Genomic DNA, 18,499 nt, shown 5'->3' with positions numbered 1-18,499 from the left:
GGTTCATTCCCCCTGGTCGGAAGTGCTGAGATCGAGCGTGAGTTTGGTGACGGCGAACGCCTCGGCGTACCGCGCGTGGCATTCGATTCCGCGGATCCGTGCGAGACCGAGGAAGGCCTCCCGGTCGTACCAGGGCCGGTGCCGCTGAGAGGGGTAGTGCTCCTGCAGCAGCCGCACCTTCTGTTCGGCGGTCTCCGGCGACAGCGGCTGATACGCCGTCATGCGGCCGAGATCGCCGTCCCACTTGACGATCTCGTAGGCCAGCACGAGGTGGTCGCGGAAGGCAGTGGTCATGAGCTTGGCCAGACCGCGGTGGTCCTGATGCGCGTCATCGGTACGCGGGGCCAGGACGAGATCCGGCTCGGTCCGCTCACGCAGTTCCTCGACGGCCGCCTTGGCCTCGTCCCACTGCGCGGGCAGCCGGCCGTCCGCCAGCTTGAGCACGGTCAGGCGCAGATCGGCGCCCGGACAGAACGCGGCGAGCGCGGCCTGCTCCTCCTGCTCCCGCTCGCTGCCACCGCCGGTGAGCACAAGGGCGTCGACGCGGACACCCGGCCGCGCCCGGCACAGCGCGAGCAGCGTGCCGCCCGCGCCGATGGCGATGTCGTCGCAGTGCGCGCCCACCGCGACGATCCGGTCCAGGCGCCCGGACCCGAGCCGGATCACGCGCCCACCCCGGCGCTGTCCCGCTCCCACACGGCCCAAGGCCGGACGCCCCGGGCGTAGGCGTCGTCGAGGGCGGCCCGCTCCTTGACGGTGTCGGTCGGCTTCCAGAAGCCGCGGTGCTGATGCGCGACAAGGCGCCCCTGCTTGGCCAGTTGTGCGCATCCGTCGGCGACCAGGTCGCCGTTCTCCGGTATGTGGTCGAAGACCTCCTGGCGGAGCACGAAGTAGCCGCCGTTCTCCCACATCGGCAGTTCGCTCACCGGGGTGATGCCCCCCACCAGGCCGTCCGTGCCCAACTCCACGCAGTGGAACGAGGACTGCGGCGGCACCACCATCATCGACGCGCCCGCGTCACGCCGGGAGAACCGGTCGATCATCTGAGGCAGCGGGGCGTCGGTGAGCACGTCCGCGTAGTTGGCGAGGAACATCTCGTCGCCGCTCAGGTGGTGACGCACCCGGCGCAGCCGCTCCCCGATCGGGGACTCGATGCCGGTCTGCGCGAATGTGATCGTCCAGTCCGAGATGTCGGTGGAGAGCAGCTCGGTCCGTCCACCCCGCAGCACGAAGTCGTTGGAGGTCGTCTCCTCGTAGTTGAGGAAGAAGTTCTTGATGTGGTGGGCGCCGTATCCCAGGCACAGGATGAACTCCGTGTGCCCGAAGTGCGCGTAGTAGCGCATGACATGCCAGATCAGCGGACGTGGGCCGACCATCGCCATCGGCTTGGGCACGTCGTCGTCGGCGCCGTTGCGCATGCGCATCCCATAACCGCCGCAGAACAGTACGACCTTCATGCTGTGACCCCCGACGCGCCCTCGACGATGCTCAGTTCCGGAATGGGAAAGACAAGGCGGCCGCCCCAGTCGTGCACGAACGACAGCTGCTCGACCAGCTCGGCCCGCAGGTTCCACGGGAGGACGAGGACGTAGTCGGGCTTGTCGGCGGCTATCTGCTCGGGCGGCAGGATCGGGATACGGGTGCCCGGGGTGTACCTGCCGTGCTTGTACGGGTTGCGGTCGACCGTGTACGCGAGCAGGTCGGGCCGGATGCCGCAGTGGTTGAGCAGGGTGTTGCCCTTGCCCGGGGCGCCGTAGCCGACGACCGTCCTGCCGTCCTCGGCCGCCTTGATGAGGAACTTCAGGAGATCCCGGCGCACCTTGGCCACCCGGGCGGAGAACTCCGTGTACCCGGACAGGTCCTGCAGCCCGGCGGCCTTCTCCCGGTCGAGCACCTCGGCCACCAGCTGGGACGGCTCGCCGGCCACCTCGGCGGGGCGGGCCCACAGCCGGATGGAGCCGCCGTGCGTGGGCAGCAACTCGACGTCCACCAGGGCGAGTCCACCGCTGGCCAGCGCACGGATCGCGGACGCGACCGTGTAGTACTGGAAGTGCTCGTGGTAGATCGTGTCGTACTGGTTCTCCTCGATCAGGGTCAGCAGGTGCTGCACCTCGATGGAGACCCAGCCGTCGTCGGCGACCAGGGCGCGCAGACCCTCGGTGAACCCGACCACGTCGGGGATGTGCGCGTACACGTTGTTGGCCACGACCAGGTTCGCCGGGCCGTGTTCGGCGCGGACGGCCGAGCCGGTCTCCGGGCTCAGGAACTCCGTGAGCGTGGGCACACCCGCGTCGCGTGCCGCGGCGCCGACATTCACCGACGGTTCGATGCCCAGGCAGCGGATCCCCCGGTCCACCACGTGCTTCAGCAGGTACCCGTCGTTGCTCGCCACCTCGACCACGAAGGCGTCGGAGCCTTCGGCTTCCAGCCCCACACGCTGGACGGCGTCGGCGACGAACGTCCGCGCGTGCTCCACCCAGGAGGTCGAGAAGGACGAGAAGTACGCGTACTCGCTGAACGTGTCCTCCGGCGTGATCAGCGGAGGAATCTGCGCGAGCCAGCAGTCGGTGCAGACCCGCAGGTGCAGCGGGTACGCCGGCTCCGCCTGGTCCAGTTGATCCGCGGCGAGAAAGCTCTCGCACGGCGGGGTCGCCCCCAGATCGACGACGCTCCCCAGCGCCGCCGAGCCGCAGAGTCGGCATCGTGTCATCTACTTCCCCCCAGTTCTGCTCGCGCGGGTGCCCCGTCGCGAGCCAGCGTTTTCATCCCCTGCGGGCGGCGAACTCTCCCCGCCGCCGGACCGCACCGCGATCGCGGTGCGGTACCCCTCCACCAGGCGTTCGAGACCGACGGCCGGGCTGAAACCCTGCTCGTAACGGTGTCGGCCCGCCTGGCCCATCTCTTGGTTCCGCGCCGGATCGGCCGTGATCCGGCGCAGACAGGAGGCGAGTGAGCCGGCCTCACCGGGTCGGTGGAGCAGCCCGGTCACCCCGTCCTCGACGAGTTCGACGAAAGCGCCGTGACCGGCGGCGACCGTCGGAACCCCCGCCGCCATCGCCTCCACGACCACCAGGCCGAACGCCTCCAGCCACGTCGAGGGAGCCACCACGGCCACCGACCGTGCGATGGCCTGCCGACACTGCTCCGGGTCGTACAGGCCGACGTAGCGCACGTCGTCCCGGCCCGCCGCCCAGGTGGTCACCTCGTCCTGAAGCGGCCCCGTGCCGGCTATGACGAGCGGCACGCCCACCCCACCGGCCGCGGCGATCTCGTCCCACGCGGCCATGAGCAGGCGCACGCCCTTGGTTTCCGCGAGGCGGCCCAGATAGAGCACGTGCTCGCCGGCGCCCGATCGGCGGGCGTCCGGGTCCGGCACGAAGTTGTGCTTCACCGCGAGACGCTCGGCCGGCATGCCGGCCCGCACCAGGACGTCGCGCTGCGCCGCGGAGATGCAGAAGAACCGGTCCACGCCGGACCACCAGCGCCGCCGGTTGACGACCAGGCTGACCGCGAGCGGCACCGTAGCCAACCGGGAGTCGCGGTAGCAGCCGTGGCGGACGGCGGGCAGCGGCGTCCCCCCGACGCACTCGGTGCACGGCCGGCCGTCGCGCTGCAGCGTGCCGGGCGGGCAGACCTGGGTGTAGTTGTGCAGCGTGGCCACGACAGGCACGTCGGCGTCGGCGCAGGCGGCGATGACCGCGGGCGACAGGAGCGGGAAGACGTTGTGCACATGCACCACGTCAGGGCGTGTGGTGCGAAGCCGGGCGGCGAGCTCCGTGCGGACCGACGGGTTCCACGGCACGAGCAGCGGCACCGCAGCCTTGGCGGGGAGGGACTTGGCGCCGATGGAGTCGCTGCGCCGCTCGAACACCTCCACCCGGTGCCCTGCCGCGCGCAGCAGTTCCGTCTCCTGGTCGACGACGTTGTTCTCGCCGCTCGGCTGTGCCGAGGAATAGCGGTTGTGCACCACGAGGACGTGCATGCTCACAGTCGCCTCCGATCCTGGGCCCAGCGTGGGATACGTCGTCGGGGGACCGCGGGCTTCGCGACGGGTGCGGCCGCGGCAGGTGTCGTCAGGAGCGAGGCGGCCAGGGCCAGATGCAGCAGATACGGCGAGGCGTCGCCGAGACCGGCCTCGGTGTACGACGCGATCGCGCAGTAACTGATCAGGAAGATCGCGCAGGCCCTCGCCAGCGACGGCGGGCGCAGCAACGCGACGCCGCCGAGGATGACGACCATCGCCGCCACGAGGGTGATGCCGGTCCAGCCCTGCTCGTGGTAGACGGCCAGCCAGCTGTTGTCGATCGGCAGCCCGCCGAACGACTTGTCGCCCAGACCCATGCCGAACGACTTCTCCGCCGTCGTCCGGGGCGCGGCAAGGAGGGCGTCCCAGACCTTGGCCCGCCCGGTCAGGCTGGTGAGGTACTCCTGGCTCTGTCCGCGCAGGAACCACGCCCGCAGCAGGGGAGCGAACCCCACCGCGGCCACCACGGCGATGACCACTGCCCAGGTGAAGAACCGGCGGGCGGCGGCGCTGGTCAGGACCAGCGAACCGATCGCAAGGGCGAGCCCGATGAGCATGCCGAGCGTGGCCGTCCGGGTGTGGGTCAACGCGAGCAGGACGAGCGAGGGCACCATGATGACCGCCGCGCTGACCCGGTCGGTCCGGCGCCCCAGGAGAAGCAGCACGGTGAGCCCGATGATCACCGCGGCGTACTGGCCGATCTGCGGCGGCGTGAGCGGCCACAGCGCTCCGACGAGCCGCCCGCCGTAGACGTCGGGCATGGCCGCGCCCGGCGAGATGACCGCGCCGGCGATGACCGACCCGAGCACCGCGAAGTAGATGCGGATGTGGTGCCGGACGAACGTCTCGCTGCCGTCCCACCAGCGGCTGAGCAGCCACAGCGTGCCGATGAAGAGAGCGAAGCGGGTGCAGCGGAACAGCGCGCCGAACCCGGACACCAGTTGCAGGCTGGAGATCACGCTCGGCACGAGCAGCAGGGTGAGCAGCAACAGGAAGGCGCTGGCGTGGATGCGCAACCGCAGATTGAGCGCGAGCGCCAGCGCGAACGCGGCGACCAGCGCGCCCATGGTGACCAGCTGGATGAGGGAACGGGGCAGCGGGATGACGGTCTCCGCCCCGGCGGAGCCGAGCGTGTTGAGGATCAGCAGCCCCCAGACGGTCCCGACGAGCTTCGGCGTGGCCGAGCGCGGTGCGTCGCCGGGCCGCGCGCCCGCCGTGTCCGTCTCGCCCGGCAGCCCGTCACGCCGCAGGTCCTGGCTCATCTCAATCACCGTCCCGTACGCGTACACGGAGGGTGCTTTTCACGTCCTGCTCGTACGGCGTGCCCTGCCACTGCCCGAAGTCGAGCACCTGGCTCGGGTCGTGGGCGACGAACTTCCACGCCCCGATGTAGACGTTGTCGCGCCAGCGGTTGCCCTGCTTGTGGGTGATCGCGTCGGCCACCCGGTCGCCCTTGTACGGCGACCACTTCGGATAGGTGCCGTAGTTGGCCAGGACCGCCATGCGGTCGCACATCGTCGTGCACTTGACGACGGACTTGTTCAGCACGAAGCGGTTGGTGTGGATGTCCACCCGCTGGGTCTTCCACCGGCAGTCGGCGTAGAGAGGCTTGGTGGCGATCTTCGGCTGTGCGCAGCGGTCGGTGTTCTTCTGCAGCAGCGTGCAGTCACCGGAGGAGGTGTTGGCGGGACTGTTGCAGAACCGGTCGGCGTTCTCCCACAGGGTGATGCCGGACCAGTTGTCCTCCATCAGGTTCCGGTAGACCTCGATCTTGTCCGTGCGGGCCCGGACCCGTGGTTCGCCGCCGGACTCGGACAGGTAGAGGGTCGCGAAGGGGAACTTGTCGCCGCCGGAGGCTTCTCTGCGGCCCTCGACCCAGTTGTTGCGCCGCATGGTGTTCTTCCGGATGACCGCGTTGTAGCTGGTCTCATAGATGAGTGCGGCACCGTCGTTGGCCTCGAGGACGTTGTTCTCGATCCGGAAGTCGTTGTTGTTGGTGTCCGCCCACAGACCGGTTCCGCGGTTGTCGTGCACCCAGTTGCCACGGATGTCGGCTCCGTCGACAGCCCAGAACTTGACGCCCCCGGTGCAGCCGCAGCCCTCCCGCCGCTTCTCCCAGTCGCCCGTGTTGTTGCCCGTGATCTCGTTGCCCTCGAGCACCAGGTCGCGGAGCGGCCCTGTGCCCTTGTAGGCGTTCATGCCGTACTGCCCGTTCTTGCGCAGGCAGTTGGCGCGGACCTCCTGGCGGGCGCCGGCCATCAGACCGGCGCCGGAGTTGTACTGGATCTTCGAGTGCTCGATCACCCACCCGTCGGCCGAGTCGTGGTTGACCACGCCCTGGTCGTGCGGCGCGACGAAACCCTGCACGGTCAGGTGGCGAATGGTGACGTCAGGGGCGTCGCCGCCGAACGCGTACTGGTTCTTCTTCCGGCCGTCGAACACCGCTCCCGGCGCGCCGAGGTAGCGGTTCCCCTTCTTGGGGATGATCTGGGCGTGGCGGTGCGGTTCGAGCGTGTGCTTGCCCGGCCGAAGCCAGAACGTGGTGCCCGCGGGGCTGCTCTTGGTCTTCGCCGCCAGGTCGTTGAGCACCTTGGGGTCGACCGTCACCGCGCCCGCCGGCGCCTTCGTCGGCCCGGCCGCGGGCTTGGCGCACACCCGGGCCACCGCTTTGGCCCCGGACTTGGCCGGCGCGGAGGTCTGCTCCGCCCGGTCGTCCGGCGAGCTGTCGCAGCCGGTCGCCACCAGTACGGCCAGCGCCGCCGCCGGTAACGCCCAGTTCCGCCACTTCATCCCCACAGTCCCCTCGCCCCCTAGCCCCGGAACCTGAGCACGGTCGTGAACCCCTGTGTGCCGTCGGCGAAGCCGGTGCCGATCAGTGTCGTGGCGGGTTCCTTGCGCCCGAATCCGGCGGAGTACCAGCCAAGGGGCGGGTCGCTCTCGCCGTGATGCGCGCGCCATGACAGTTGCTCGGGCAGGTCGAGCACCGCGAAGCGGTCTTCGCCCTCCCGGGTCCAGGTCAGCACCGCCCAGTTCCCGACCAGGTCAGCGCCGATCGCCGGACCGAGGTGGAACGCCAGCCGTACCGCGGCCCGGCGCGGGCCGCGTACTTCGTCGACCACCCGCAGCTCGTGGCTCGCGGCGTTGAGTTCCACTCGGCGGCGATGGGTGGAGCGCCCGTACCCGTCGTGCTCGGCACTCCAGCGGGTCACACCCTCCTCGGAGGTGTCCGTGACGTCCGCGGTCAGGACGCGGGTGCGGGCGTGCCGGGTCCAGAGGAAGGGACCGCCGGAGACGGACTGGTCGGCGCCGTCCAACTGCAGGGTGTTGTGGCCGAGGGTCGAGCGGAAGTACTGCCGCCACTCGGGCTGCCCGTGGTAGCAGAACGTCCCGGGGTCGGCGAGCACGTCGACCCCGTCGTGGCGGACCTCCACGGACAGCGCGTCCGCGTGGGCGTGCGCGGCGATCGACAGGAAGCCGTGCGGGCCACCGTCGCAGCGGCACCAGATCTCTTCCGGGCCACGCAGGATGGTCATGCCCGCGTCGGCGAAATGTCCGGGCCTGCTCGCGGGGCGGGACACGGCCTTCGCGTACGGCCGGATCAGTGCGGCGAGCAGCGGGGTGCGCGCGTCGCTGGCGCTCACCGCGGGCCACCAGGGGAGCCGGCCGAACACGGCGTCCCCGGTGGCGAGCAGCGAGGCCCAGCGGTCGGTGCCCGCGCCGTCCACGACCAGACCGTGCCCGTCGTCCGCGTCACCCTGGCGCGGCGGCCGCAGGCGGTTGTCCACGATCGCCGCGAGCGCGTCGGTCATCCGCAGCAGCACCAGGCGGACGGTCGTGGGGACCGGCACGCAGGCGGCATCCGCCTCGGCCACCGCCGCCAGGCCGAGTTCAAGGACGAGGCCGTGATACTCGGTGGCCAGCTCGCGGTTGAGGCCGGAGTGGTAGGTGTTGCCGCGCAGGTGTCGTTCCAGCGACCGCAGCGCGTCGTCCCGCCATTGCGCCGATGAGGGGAACCAGCCGAAGGCGCAGGCCGCGGCGAACTGCCCGGCGGCCTCGGCGATGATGTGGTTGTTCGCCGATGATCCCCGGCTGGGGAAGGCGGCCAGCCAGCGCTGGTGGTGCCAGATCTGGTTCAGCGCCACCGGGTTGCCCTCGAAGAGACCGGCCGCCCCCGGCCACTCGTCGAGCAGCCTGCGGACCCACACCCAGGAGAGCAGCCGGATGCCCAGCTCGATGCCGCTGATCCAGTGCACGCCGCGCAGCGGTGGGTTGGCCGCCCACCACGACCGCAGGTGCTCGGCGACGCGCTCGGCGTACCGCTCGTCCCCGGTGACCGCATAGGCGGCGGCCAGCACGGTGAGGTACTGATGCCGGGACAGCTCCCAGATCTGCTTGATGTCGCCGACCGCGTCTTCGTTGCGGTACGGCACGTCGAAGGCGTAGCCCCACGGAGCCCGGCGGCCGGTCTTCGGGTCGTACCACCAGTCGGGGTCGGCCAGGTCGTCGCGGACCACGCCGAAGTACTCGACGTGCCCGGCCAGCAGCCGGTCCGCCTCGGCGACGAGACGTTTCGCGGCCTCCGGCGGCACGGCGCCGATCGTCCCCGCGGGCAGCACCGCGGTGAACCGGGCGCCGGTCACGCTCGGGCAGGTGGGCCGCGCTGAACGCCACCGCCGCCTGCGCACCGTGTCGCTCACCCGGCCGCCGACCTCCCGCGGCCCCATGCGGGAGAGCCGCCGCAGGTACCAGCCCGCGCTCGTGGTCATCACGCCCTCGCCAGCATCACCGGCGCGCCGCCGGCCAGGCCGGCCGGCACTGCCAGGGTCGCGGCCGTGGTGGCGACGAGGGACTCCAGCGGCACCGGCATCGGCCCGCCGGACCGCACGGCCTTGACGAACGAGGCCAGTTGGGCTTCCTGGCCCTTGTCCCGGGCCTTGGGCAGCCGCGAACTGACCCACCGCTTGCGCCCGGCCGCGCCGTCGAAGTACACCGAGGCGCGGACGAAGTCGTCGAGCCGCAGCGCCCGTCCGTCGGCGACCAGGTCCAGCGTCTCCTTGGGGAAACCGGACGGACCGGTGGTGACGTAACTGATGGTGGCGGTGGACCCGTCCGGGTAGCGCAGCACGACCTGCAGGTCGTCGCTGCCGGACGAGGCGACCGTGTACACCGATTCCGGGTCGGCCCCGAGCAGCCAGCTGGTCGTGTCGATGAAGTGGCCGCCCTCACCGATGAACCGAGAGCCCTCGGTGCCCTGTTGGAGGTACCAACTGCCGTGCCCGAGGCGGCCGGCGTTGACCAGGTAGCGCAGGTTCGCCGGGCCGGTCCGGGCGCCGAACCGCTTCCTTGCCTCCTGCAGCAGCGGCGCGAAGCGCCGGTTGAAGCCCACCTGCAGCCGGTCGTTGCCGGATTCCTCCACCGCCGCGAGTACGCCGGCGAGCTCGTCCTCGGTGAGTGCCAGCGGCTTCTCCACGAACACGGCCTTGCCGGCCAGCAGCGCCTTGCGGGTCAGTTCGGCGTGCGAGCTGTGCCGGGTGACCACGAACACCGCGTCGATGGACTCGTCCCCGAGCACCGCGTCGAGATCGGTGGTCGCCTCGGCGAAGCCGAACTTCCGCTGCGCGTTGGCTCCGGAAAGCGCCGTCGTGGTGACGACGGTCGACAGACGTACGCCGTCGCGCTGGGCCAGGTGCGGCAGCAGCATCGATGTCGCGTAGTTGCCCGCGCCGACGAAGGCGAGGCGCACGGGCGTCGTGGCGGTGCGGCCCGGGGCGGACACGCGGCCGCCGGTCCGCTTCACCGCGGGCACGGCCACCGACGGGGCCACTGCTTCCGTCGTGGGTTCCGGGTCGGTGGGGTAGCGGAACAGTACGGCCACGGCCTTCAGGTCGCCGTCCTTCAGGCTCTGGTACGTCTCGACGGCGTCGTCGAAGTCGGCTATGTGGGAGATCAGGGGCTCCACGTCGACGCGGCCGCGGGCGACGAGATCCAGGAAGCAGGCCAGGTTGCGGCGCTCGGTCCAGCGCACGTAGCCGATCGGGTAGTCGCGTCCTTCCAGCTCGTACTCCGGGTCGTAGCGCCCGGGGCCGTAGGAGCGGGAGAACCGGACGTCGAGCTCCTTCTCGTAGTAGGCGTTCCACGGCAGGTCGAGGCGGCACTTGCCGATGTCGACGACCCTGCCGCGGTCCCGGCAGAGCCGGGCGGCCAGTTCGACGGGCTGATTGCTGGCGCCGCCGGCGGCCAGGTACACCTGGTCCACGCCGTGTCCGCCGGTCAGCTCGGCGACGGCGCTCTCCACGGCCGCGGAGGACGGATCGCCGCAGGCCGCGGCCCCCACGCGCTCGGCGAGTTCGCAGCGCACCGGGTCGGGGTCGACTCCGACGACGCGGACTCCCGACGCGGTGAGGAGCTGCACCACCAGCTGTCCGATGAGACCGAGGCCGATGACCAGGGCCACTTCGCCGAGCTGCGGCTCGCCCTGGCGGACGCCCTGCATCGCGATGGACCCGACGGTGCCGAAGGCCGCGTGCCGCGGCGCGAGGCCGTCGGGCACCGGGGTGTAGAGGTTCTTCGGCACCCAGTTCAGCTCGGCGTGCAGCGCGTGCTCGTTGCCGGCGCAGGCGACGAGGTCGCCGACCTTCACGTCGTCGATCCCGGCGCCGACCTGCTCGACAACCCCGCACAGCGAGTAGCCGAGGGGGGTGTAGGAGTCCAGCTTGCCCATCACCTTGCGGTAGGTGGCAGGCACTCCGTTGGTGGCCACGCTCTGCATGACCTTGGCCACCTGGTCCGGCCGGGAGCGGGCCTTGCCCACCATCGACATGCCGGCCTCGGACACCTTCATGAGCTCGGTCCCGGTGGAGATCAGCGAGTAGGCGCTCCGCACCAGCACGCCGCCGGGCTTGCACCCCGGCACCGGCACGTCGAGCAGCGCCAGTTCGCCACTCTTGTAGTTCTGAACGACCTGTTTCACCCGAGCTCCTCTTATTTCTGCGTTCAACGCCGTCAGGCCGCTTGGCTCTGGCCGGAGCCAGAGGTCGCGCCGCGATACCAGTACTCGAGGGTCAGCACATGCCACAGATGCTTGGAGAAGTCCCGCTGTCCCGCGGCGTCCTCGGCGACCATCCGTGCCAGGGCGTCGCGGCGCAGGAGACCGGAGTTGACGAGCACGCCGTCGTGCACCACCTCGCGCACCAGCGGGGCCAGATCCCGGCTCATCCAGGCGCGCAGCGGCGCGCTGAACAGGCCCTTGGGCCGGTACGCGATCTCCCGGGGCAGGATGGAAGTGGCCGCCTCCTTGAGGACGGCCTTGCCTTGCCGGCCGACGATCTTGCGATCACCGGGTACGGCGAACGCCGCCTTGACCACCTCCACGTCCACGTAGGGCACCCGTACCTCGGTCGAGGCGGCCATGCTCGAACGGTCGGTGTAGGCGAGGTTCAGGCCCGGCAGGAACATCCGGGCGTCGCCCAGACACATGCGATTGACGAAGTCGTCCAGGTCGTTGTCCTGGTAGATGTCCGCGTGCTCGGTCAGCACGTCGCCGACCGTCCCGGCCAGGTCTGGGTTGACCAGGGCGAGCAGCTCGTCCTGGTCGTACATGGTGTAACTGCGCCGGAAGGCGGTCTCCTCCGGCAGATCGGCGAAGGACAGGAACCGCTTCGCGAAGCGCACCGACCGGTAGCCCCGGCGGGCCGAGGCGACCGGCATCCGGTCCACCGCCGCGGACAGGCCGCGCCGCAGGGGCCGCGGGACGCGCTGGTAGCGCAGCGCGAGCAGGTTGGCCAGGTGCTTGCGGTAACCGGCGAACAGCTCGTCGGCGCCCATCCCCGAGAGCATCACCTTGACCCCGGCCTCCCGGGCGGCCGAGCAGATCAGGAAGGTGTTGATCGCCGCGGGGTCGCCGATCGGCTCGTCCAGGTGGTAGGTCATCTGCGGCAGCAGATCGAGCACGTTCGGGGCGATCTCGATCTCGTGCAGGTCGACGCCGAACTGCTCGGCCACCTGCCGGGCATAGCGCAGATCGTCGGGCATCGCCTCGAACTTGGCGTCCTCGGCGCGGAATCCGATGGTGTACGCGGAGATCCCGGGCCGGTCGCGGGCGGCGAGCGCGGTCAGGTAGCTGGAGTCGAGGCCACCGGAGAGGAAGGTCGCCACGGGCACGTCGGAGAGCAGATGGCGCCGGGTCGACTCCTCGACGATGGCGGCCAGATCGGGTTGCTCCCCGCTGCGGGCGCGCTCGCGGCCTTCGGCGGCGACGTCCTTCAGATGCCAGTACCGGCCGCGCTCCACCCGGCCGTCGGGCCGGACCCGCAGCCAGCTCCCCGGCGGCAGCTTCTCCGCCTCGCGGAACGCGCAGCGTGAGTCCGGCACCCAGTAGTACAGCAGGGATGCCACCAGCGCCGCGTGGTCCACCTCCAGGGAACCGCCGGTCACGGCGGCGAGTGCCTTGAGCTCGGAGGCGAACACCAGACCCTCGCCGCGCCGGAGCAGGAACAGCGGCTTGATGCCGAGCTGGTCGCGGGCGAGCACCAGTTCACCGGTGCGCTCGTCGAAGATCCCGAACGCGAACATGCCGCGCAGGCGGGGCAGACAGTCGGTGCCCCAGCGCCGCCAGGCCTCCAGCAGCACTTCGGTGTCGGAGGTGCCGCGGAAGCGCACTCCACCGGCCGTCAACTCGGCCCGCAGCTCCGGCGCGTTGTACAGCTCGCCGTTGTACGTGAGGGACAGGCCGTCCGAGACCATCGGCTGGGCGCCGGTCTCGGAGAGGTCGATGATGGCCAACCGGCGGTGCCCGAGGTGCACTTCGCCGTCACCGACGGAGTGGCTGTAGCGGCCGGCCCCGTCCGGACCGCGGTGGGCGAGGGTGTCGGTGAGTCGGTCGGCGACGACCTTCCCGTCCGGCCACCGGTATGTGCCTGCGATGCCACACATGTCCTACCGCGCTTCCTGGTCGCTGTCCGGAACTCGTACTGCCCACGACGGCTGCTCCGTCAGCTGCCGGCCTGCCGCGTTTTGCCGGGCAAGGCGTTCGTTGTGGCCGCGCAGCGCGGTGTGCCGGCCGTCCCACAGGGTGCCGTCGGACCGGTCCCGGGGATCGGGGTCGATCAGCACCACACCGATCACCGGGATGAGAAGGTCCGCGAGCTGCCGCGCCACGGTGTGCAGCCAGGCGGTGCTGCCGTGCCCGGCACGTACGACGAGCACGGTCTGGGAACCGAGGTCCTGCAGGCCGGTCCACGCCGTGCCCGGCGCGACCGAGCCGACGCCGAGCCTGCGCATCTGAGGCGGCACGTCCGCGGCACGATCGCCGCTGACCACGGCCGGGCCTCCTAGCTCCTGGCCGCGGGCGGCGCGCTCCAGGGCCGGCAGACCATCGATGATCACCACGGGTCCGTCCGCCGCCAGTGCCCCCGCGAGGTCCAAGGCGATCGCGCTCGTGCTGTGCGCACAGCCCAGTTCGAGGAGCGACACCGATTCTCCGGAGTCACGCACGGTGCGGGCCAGGGTCGATATGAGCCGTTCGCGTGCCGCACGGGTCCGTCGGAGCTGCCACAGCTTGACCGGCCGACGGTGTACGCGGCGCAGCTCGGCGATGACCGAGGCCCCCAGGTTCGCCGCGATTTCCCGGCGCAGAACGGGACGGTCCGCCACCACGGAACCGACCGCGGCCACCGCGAGCCCGATGACGAGCCCGAGAGCGAGCCCGATGCCGGCGTTGGTGACAGCGGCCAGGGGCACGGAGTGCTCCACCGCGCGCGGGTCGTCCACGATCTGCGTGCCGGCGATGATCCGGGGTGTGCCCACGCGCGCGTCCTCGGCGCGCTGGTCGAAGTCGGCGATGCGGGAGGTGAGTTCGGCCCGGCGGGCGAAGAGCGACTCCATGCTCGCGGACGACTCCGGGTCGGTCTCCGGGGTCCTGCCCCCGATCGACTCGTTGACCCGGGCGAGTTCCTTGCGCATCCGGTCGCGCTGATCGCGCAGGGCCTTGGACTCGGCCTTCGCGGTTTCCTGCATCCGCCGCACATGATCCGCGATGAACGCGTCCGCCAACGCCTTGGCACGGGCAACCGCTTCCGCGTCGCTGTCACCCGTCACATCGATCTGCAGCAGGTTGTTGGTCACGCCGGTTCCCCGGTAGTCCTGCAAGAAGTCCTCCGGCTTCACCGAAGACTTGAGGGACTTCAGGGCCTTTTCGGCGATCCGCGTGGTCTGCAGCACCTCCACGTCGGTGCGGATCAGCGTTCCGGTGTCGTTCGGCTGATCGTCCTGATGCGCGACGAGCACCTTGGCCATGGCGGCCGGCGGCGGCGGTCGCAGCACGGCCACCGCCGCGCCGATCAGCAGCCCGATCAAGGCCAGGGTGCACCAGAGGCGACGGCGCCTGCGCACCGACACCACCAACGCCTGCAGGTTGAGCAGCGGAGCGGCTGTCGACGACTCCGAGGTCGTGTTCGTCGTCATGCCGAACCTCCCGTCGCCTGGCCGCGAGCGGCGAGCGCCGGAGCGGCCTTCTCCGGAGGATGTCCGACGGGCCGCGTGGGACGGGTCCTCACCGTGCCGGCGACGACGACGCCGACGACCTCGTGCCTGCCGTCCGCACACGCCTCGGCGATGCCGGAGAGCTCACCCGCGGTCCAACTGCCCGCACTGAGGACGACCAGCGCGCCGGACTCGGTGTCCCGGTCCGGCACCGTCGGCCGGGCCACCGAGACCTCCACCATCCGCAGCTGTGGATCGCTCTCGGCCTCGGCGACGAGCTGCCCGGCGGCCTGGCGGCCGGTCTCGTCGCCGTCCGGGACGACCACCAACAGCCCTCGCGCACCCGGCACTTGGATCCGGAGGCGGGCGCACACCCGCCGGTAGCGGAGCTGTCTGCCGGCCTCGTCGCCGGATGCCACCGGGGTCGGTATGTCCCACCGGGTGTCGACGCCGAGGAAGCGGCGCGCCCAGGCCCATGGGCCATGGCCTCGCGGCCGGAGAGCGGTCCGTTCGCCGGATACATCGACGGTGCCGATCACCGTCGAGCGCAGCGCCGCGGCGATCTCCGCTTCGGTGCGCAGTCGCCGATTCGACCGTGCCGCGGTGAGGTGGGCGATGACCGAGACCAGAAGGAACAGCAGCGCCCCGCCGGCCATGAGCTGCGTCCTGGTCGGCGGCGCCTCACCGGTCGGCAGGGCCGCGGGACCCATGACGACCATGCCGGCCTTGCCGGTCGCCGGGTCGGCCTCCTCCAGCTTCTGCATGGCCTCCTCCAGAGAGCTGCGCAGCTTCTCCAGCGAGGTGCGGGCCTGCACGCTCTCCACGGTCTGTCCCGGATCCGCCGCCTTGCCCAGTTCGGTGATGCGGCGGTTGGTCTCCTCGACCTTCTTGCGCAGCGCCTCGGGCCGTGAGGCCCTTGCCGGGTCGGTGCTGCCGCCCGCGACGCGCGTGGCGAAGGTGACGAATTCCTTGGCGACCTGGTCGGCCAGCTCCTGAGCGCGCTGCGGGGTGTCGGCCGTACCCGAGATCTTGACGATGTTCCCCTCGGCGGCCTTGGCGCTCACCTGGTCGATGAGCTCGCTGCCGTCACCGCCCGTCCAGTCGAGGGTGTCGGCCACCCGGTCGACCACTGACGAACTGGTCGCGACGTTCACCTGGGTCACCAGCTCGCGTTCTTCCCAGGCCCCCGGCAGCAGTACCGATGCCGACGCCGTGTAGCGCGACGGGAACACCACCAACGAGGCGCCGTAACCGACGAGCGCGCCCAGCAGGGCGACAGCGACGAGCAGTCGCCAACGCGCACGGAAGATCCGCCCGATCGTGACCAGACGTATCGCGTCATCACTCAACGTCGCCGCCTCCTCCCCATCCGGCTGGGGGCGCCACCGACCCGGGTGCGGACAGCGCAAGCGGCGGCATAGGCAGCGAGCAGCGATCTCTGGGAGTTCTGCCAGGAAAGTTCTCCGCCGACCCGCTCCTGGCCGAGCTTGCCCATCCGGGCGCGCTTCTCCGGATCGTCGAGCAACACCGTGATGTGCTCGGCGAATTGGGCCTCGTCGTTGGCGGGCGCGTAGACGGCGGCGTCACCGGCGGAGACGCGCGCCTCCTTGAGGTCGAAGGAGACGATCGGCTTGCCCATCGCCATGTACTCCATGACCTTGTTCATGGTCGACACGTCGTTGAGCGGATTACGCGGGTCGGGGGAGAGGCACACGTCCGCGGTGGACAGATAGCGCACCAGCTCGGCATCCGGGATGCGCCCGGTGAACTGCACCTGCTCGGAGAGTCCGAGTCGCCGGGACAGCTCCACCATCGCGTCGAAGGCGTCACCGGCGCCGACGAACACCGCGTGCCAGTCGGTGCGCCCGAGGTTGTCGCGCAGCTTCGCCAAGGACCGCAAGGCGTAGTCGACGCCGTCCTGCGGGCCCATGACGCCCAGGTAGCACAGCAGATGCTGCTTGCCGCGCTTCAACTCCGGTTCGGGCAGCACCGGTTGGAAGCGCTCGATCACGGGCGCGCTGCGCACCACGAAGACATCCTCGGGCCGCTTGCCGCCGCGGCGTACCGCGACCTCGCGGTAGCTCTCGTTCGTGGCGAGGACGATGTCCGCGGCCCGGTAGGTCGCCCGCTCCAGGGCGCACACGGCGCGGTAGAGCAGATCCTCGCCGCGGTCGAACCGGGAGAGGTACAGCTCGGGCACCAGGTCGTGCTGGTCGAAGACGAACCGCGCGCCGAGCCGCTTGAGCCGCAGCGCGGGCAGGAACAGCAGGTCGGGCGGGTTGCAGGCGTGGACCACGTGGACCGGGCCGACCTTGCGGGCAAGGCGGGCCGTGTGCCACAACGCCGATCCGTACTCCCGCAGATAGCCGGCGGGACCACCGGTGGCCGCACGCAACGGGTAGCGGTGAATCCGCACCCCGTCGATCTCCGCCTCCAACTCGGTGTCCCGCTTCTCCCCCCGCGGGCAGATGACGTGCACCTTCCAGCCCGCGTCGCGCAGCGTCGTGCACTCCTGCCACACCCGCCGGTCGAAGGGCACCGACAGGTTCTCCACCAGGATCAGCGCCCGACGGCCCGTCCCGTCGCCGCCGGTCGTGTCACCAAAAGCTGTGTTACCAAGCAAGGCCTATGTACCCCGGTTCTGTCCGGCGCGTGTCGGCGTCGGGAAGGCGGATGAGATCGACGATCACCGGTCCGTCGCCATGGGGCAGCGCCGAGAGAACGTCCGGGTCCTTGGTTCCGACCAGGCACACTTCCGCGTGCTCGAGCACCTCGTCGACGGAGTCCGCCATCAGCTGTGCGAGGTGCGGCAGCCGGGTCTCGATGTACTCGCGGTTCGCGCCGATCAGCCGGGAGAGGCTCACGTTGGCGTCGTAGATCCGCAAGGAGTAACCCTTGCCGTGGAGTCTCTCCGCCAACTCGACCAACGGACTCTCGCGCAGGTCGTCGGTGCCGGGCTTGAAGGAGAGCCCGAACAGGCCCACCCGGCGCTTGCCGGTGCGCTCGACCAGTTCCACCGCGCGCTGCAGATGGTCGGAGTTGGAGGGCAGCACGTGGGAGAGGATCGGCACCGAGACATCGGCCCGCTGCGCCGCGTGGACCAGACTGCGCAGATCCTTGGGCAGGCAGGAACCACCGAAGGCGAAACCGGGCCGCAGATAGGCCGGGCTGATGTTCAGCTTCCGGTCGGCCAGGAACACGTCCATCACCTGGTGCGAGTCCACCCCGAGCGCGTGGCACACCGCGCCGAGCTCGTTCGCGAAGCCGATCTTTAGGCCGTGGAACGCGTTGTCCGCGTACTTGATGGCCTCGGCCGTCGGGACCGGCACCCGGAACACCTCGCCGGGCAGGCCGTCGTACAGCGCCGCCACCACGTCGCCACTGGCCTCGTCGAGCTCACCGATGACGGTCTTGGGCGGATCGAAGAAGTCCCGCACGCTCGTGCCCTCACGCAGGAACTCGGGGTTGACCGCGACCCCGACGTCCACCCCGGCCGTGCCGCCGACGTACTTCTCCAGGATCGGCACCAGCAGATTCAGGCAGGTGCCGGGGAGCATGGTGCTGCGGAACACGACGGTGTGCCGCCCGCCCCGCTCGGCCAGGGCGGCGCCGATCTGCTCGGTGACCCGCTCCAAGTACGTGGTGCACAAGCTGCCGTTGGGCTCCGACGGCGTACCCACGCAGACCAGCGACACATCGCTGCCCATGATCGCCTCGCGGACGTCGGCGGTGGCCCGCAACGCTCCGGTCCGCACGGCCTCGGCGACGAGGTCGCCGATTCGCTCCTCGACCACCGGGGCCTTGCCGTCGTTGACCAGGTCGACCTTCACCTGGTTGACGTCCACCCCGATGACCTCGTGACCCATGCCGGCCAGGCATGCGGCCGACACACAGCCCACATAGCCGAGCCCTAAGACGCTGACCCTCATATTCCGTTCCTCCCCCCAGGCGCGGCCTTCCGGCCCGCCTTCCGTGCGCCGACCGGACCACGGTCCC

13 protein-coding genes are annotated in these 18,499 nt (G+C 70.6%); all 13 read right to left on the bottom strand.

Features of this window, described 5'->3' with window-relative positions; translation table 11 throughout:
- Positions 1-3 precede the first annotated feature (3 nt).
- From ACZ5U5_RS00720 to ACZ5U5_RS00660, 13 genes are read right to left on the bottom strand one after another with little or no spacing between them, the layout of a single operon-like run.
- Positions 4-666, bottom strand: coding sequence for a PIG-L deacetylase family protein (locus tag ACZ5U5_RS00720; protein WP_469014629.1), 663 nt, complete (start codon positions 664-666; stop codon positions 4-6).
- The gene (locus ACZ5U5_RS00715; protein ID WP_469014627.1) at positions 663-1,457 is read right to left on the bottom strand and encodes a glycosyltransferase family protein; all 795 of its coding nucleotides are present in this window, start codon (positions 1,455-1,457) and stop codon (positions 663-665) included. Before ACZ5U5_RS00715 ends, ACZ5U5_RS00720 begins: the two co-directional genes overlap by 4 nt.
- Entirely contained in the window at positions 1,454-2,710 is a 1,257-nt protein-coding gene (locus ACZ5U5_RS00710; protein WP_469014625.1) for a class I SAM-dependent methyltransferase, read from the bottom strand. Before ACZ5U5_RS00710 ends, ACZ5U5_RS00715 begins: the two co-directional genes overlap by 4 nt.
- Positions 2,711-3,982, bottom strand: a complete 1,272-nt coding sequence (locus ACZ5U5_RS00705) for a glycosyltransferase family 4 protein (RefSeq protein WP_469016823.1) — start codon at positions 3,980-3,982, stop codon at positions 2,711-2,713.
- 2 nt (positions 3,983-3,984) lie between these two features.
- Positions 3,985-5,286: an O-antigen ligase domain-containing protein gene (locus ACZ5U5_RS00700; protein WP_469014623.1), complete on the bottom strand. Its 1,302-nt coding sequence runs from the start codon at positions 5,284-5,286 to the stop codon at positions 3,985-3,987.
- A 1-nt stretch (position 5,287) separates the two neighbouring features.
- Positions 5,288-6,814, bottom strand: a complete 1,527-nt coding sequence (locus ACZ5U5_RS00695) for a right-handed parallel beta-helix repeat-containing protein (protein WP_469014621.1) — start codon at positions 6,812-6,814, stop codon at positions 5,288-5,290.
- A gap of 20 nt (positions 6,815-6,834) precedes the next feature.
- On the bottom strand, positions 6,835-8,790 hold the full coding sequence (locus tag ACZ5U5_RS00690) for an alginate lyase family protein (protein ID WP_469016821.1): 1,956 nt from the start codon (positions 8,788-8,790) through the stop codon (positions 6,835-6,837).
- Complete coding sequence (locus ACZ5U5_RS00685) at positions 8,790-10,994, bottom strand: bi-domain-containing oxidoreductase (protein ID WP_469014619.1); 2,205 nt, start codon at positions 10,992-10,994, stop codon at positions 8,790-8,792. The genes ACZ5U5_RS00690 and ACZ5U5_RS00685 overlap by 1 nt, the downstream gene beginning before the upstream one ends.
- A gap of 32 nt (positions 10,995-11,026) precedes the next feature.
- On the bottom strand, positions 11,027-12,955 hold the full coding sequence (gene asnB, locus ACZ5U5_RS00680) for an asparagine synthase (glutamine-hydrolyzing) (protein WP_469014618.1): 1,929 nt from the start codon (positions 12,953-12,955) through the stop codon (positions 11,027-11,029).
- A 3-nt stretch (positions 12,956-12,958) separates the two neighbouring features.
- Positions 12,959-14,485, bottom strand: coding sequence for a Wzz/FepE/Etk N-terminal domain-containing protein (locus tag ACZ5U5_RS00675; protein ID WP_469014616.1), 1,527 nt, complete (start codon positions 14,483-14,485; stop codon positions 12,959-12,961).
- On the bottom strand, positions 14,482-15,852 hold the full coding sequence (locus ACZ5U5_RS00670; protein WP_469014614.1) for a polysaccharide biosynthesis protein: 1,371 nt from the start codon (positions 15,850-15,852) through the stop codon (positions 14,482-14,484). Before ACZ5U5_RS00670 ends, ACZ5U5_RS00675 begins: the two co-directional genes overlap by 4 nt.
- Complete coding sequence (locus ACZ5U5_RS00665) at positions 15,849-17,126, bottom strand: glycosyltransferase family 4 protein (protein ID WP_469014612.1); 1,278 nt, start codon at positions 17,124-17,126, stop codon at positions 15,849-15,851. The genes ACZ5U5_RS00670 and ACZ5U5_RS00665 overlap by 4 nt, the downstream gene beginning before the upstream one ends.
- Positions 17,116-18,432 carry a nucleotide sugar dehydrogenase gene (locus ACZ5U5_RS00660; protein ID WP_467692759.1) on the bottom strand — a complete coding sequence of 439 codons (1,317 nt, stop codon included), beginning with the start codon at positions 18,430-18,432 and terminating at the stop codon, positions 17,116-17,118. The genes ACZ5U5_RS00665 and ACZ5U5_RS00660 overlap by 11 nt, the downstream gene beginning before the upstream one ends.
- Positions 18,433-18,499: the final 67 nt, after the last annotated feature.

This window comes from Streptomyces sp. NPDC033177, from assembly GCF_055577715.1.
This window is presented reverse-complemented; position numbering and strand designations above follow the sequence as displayed.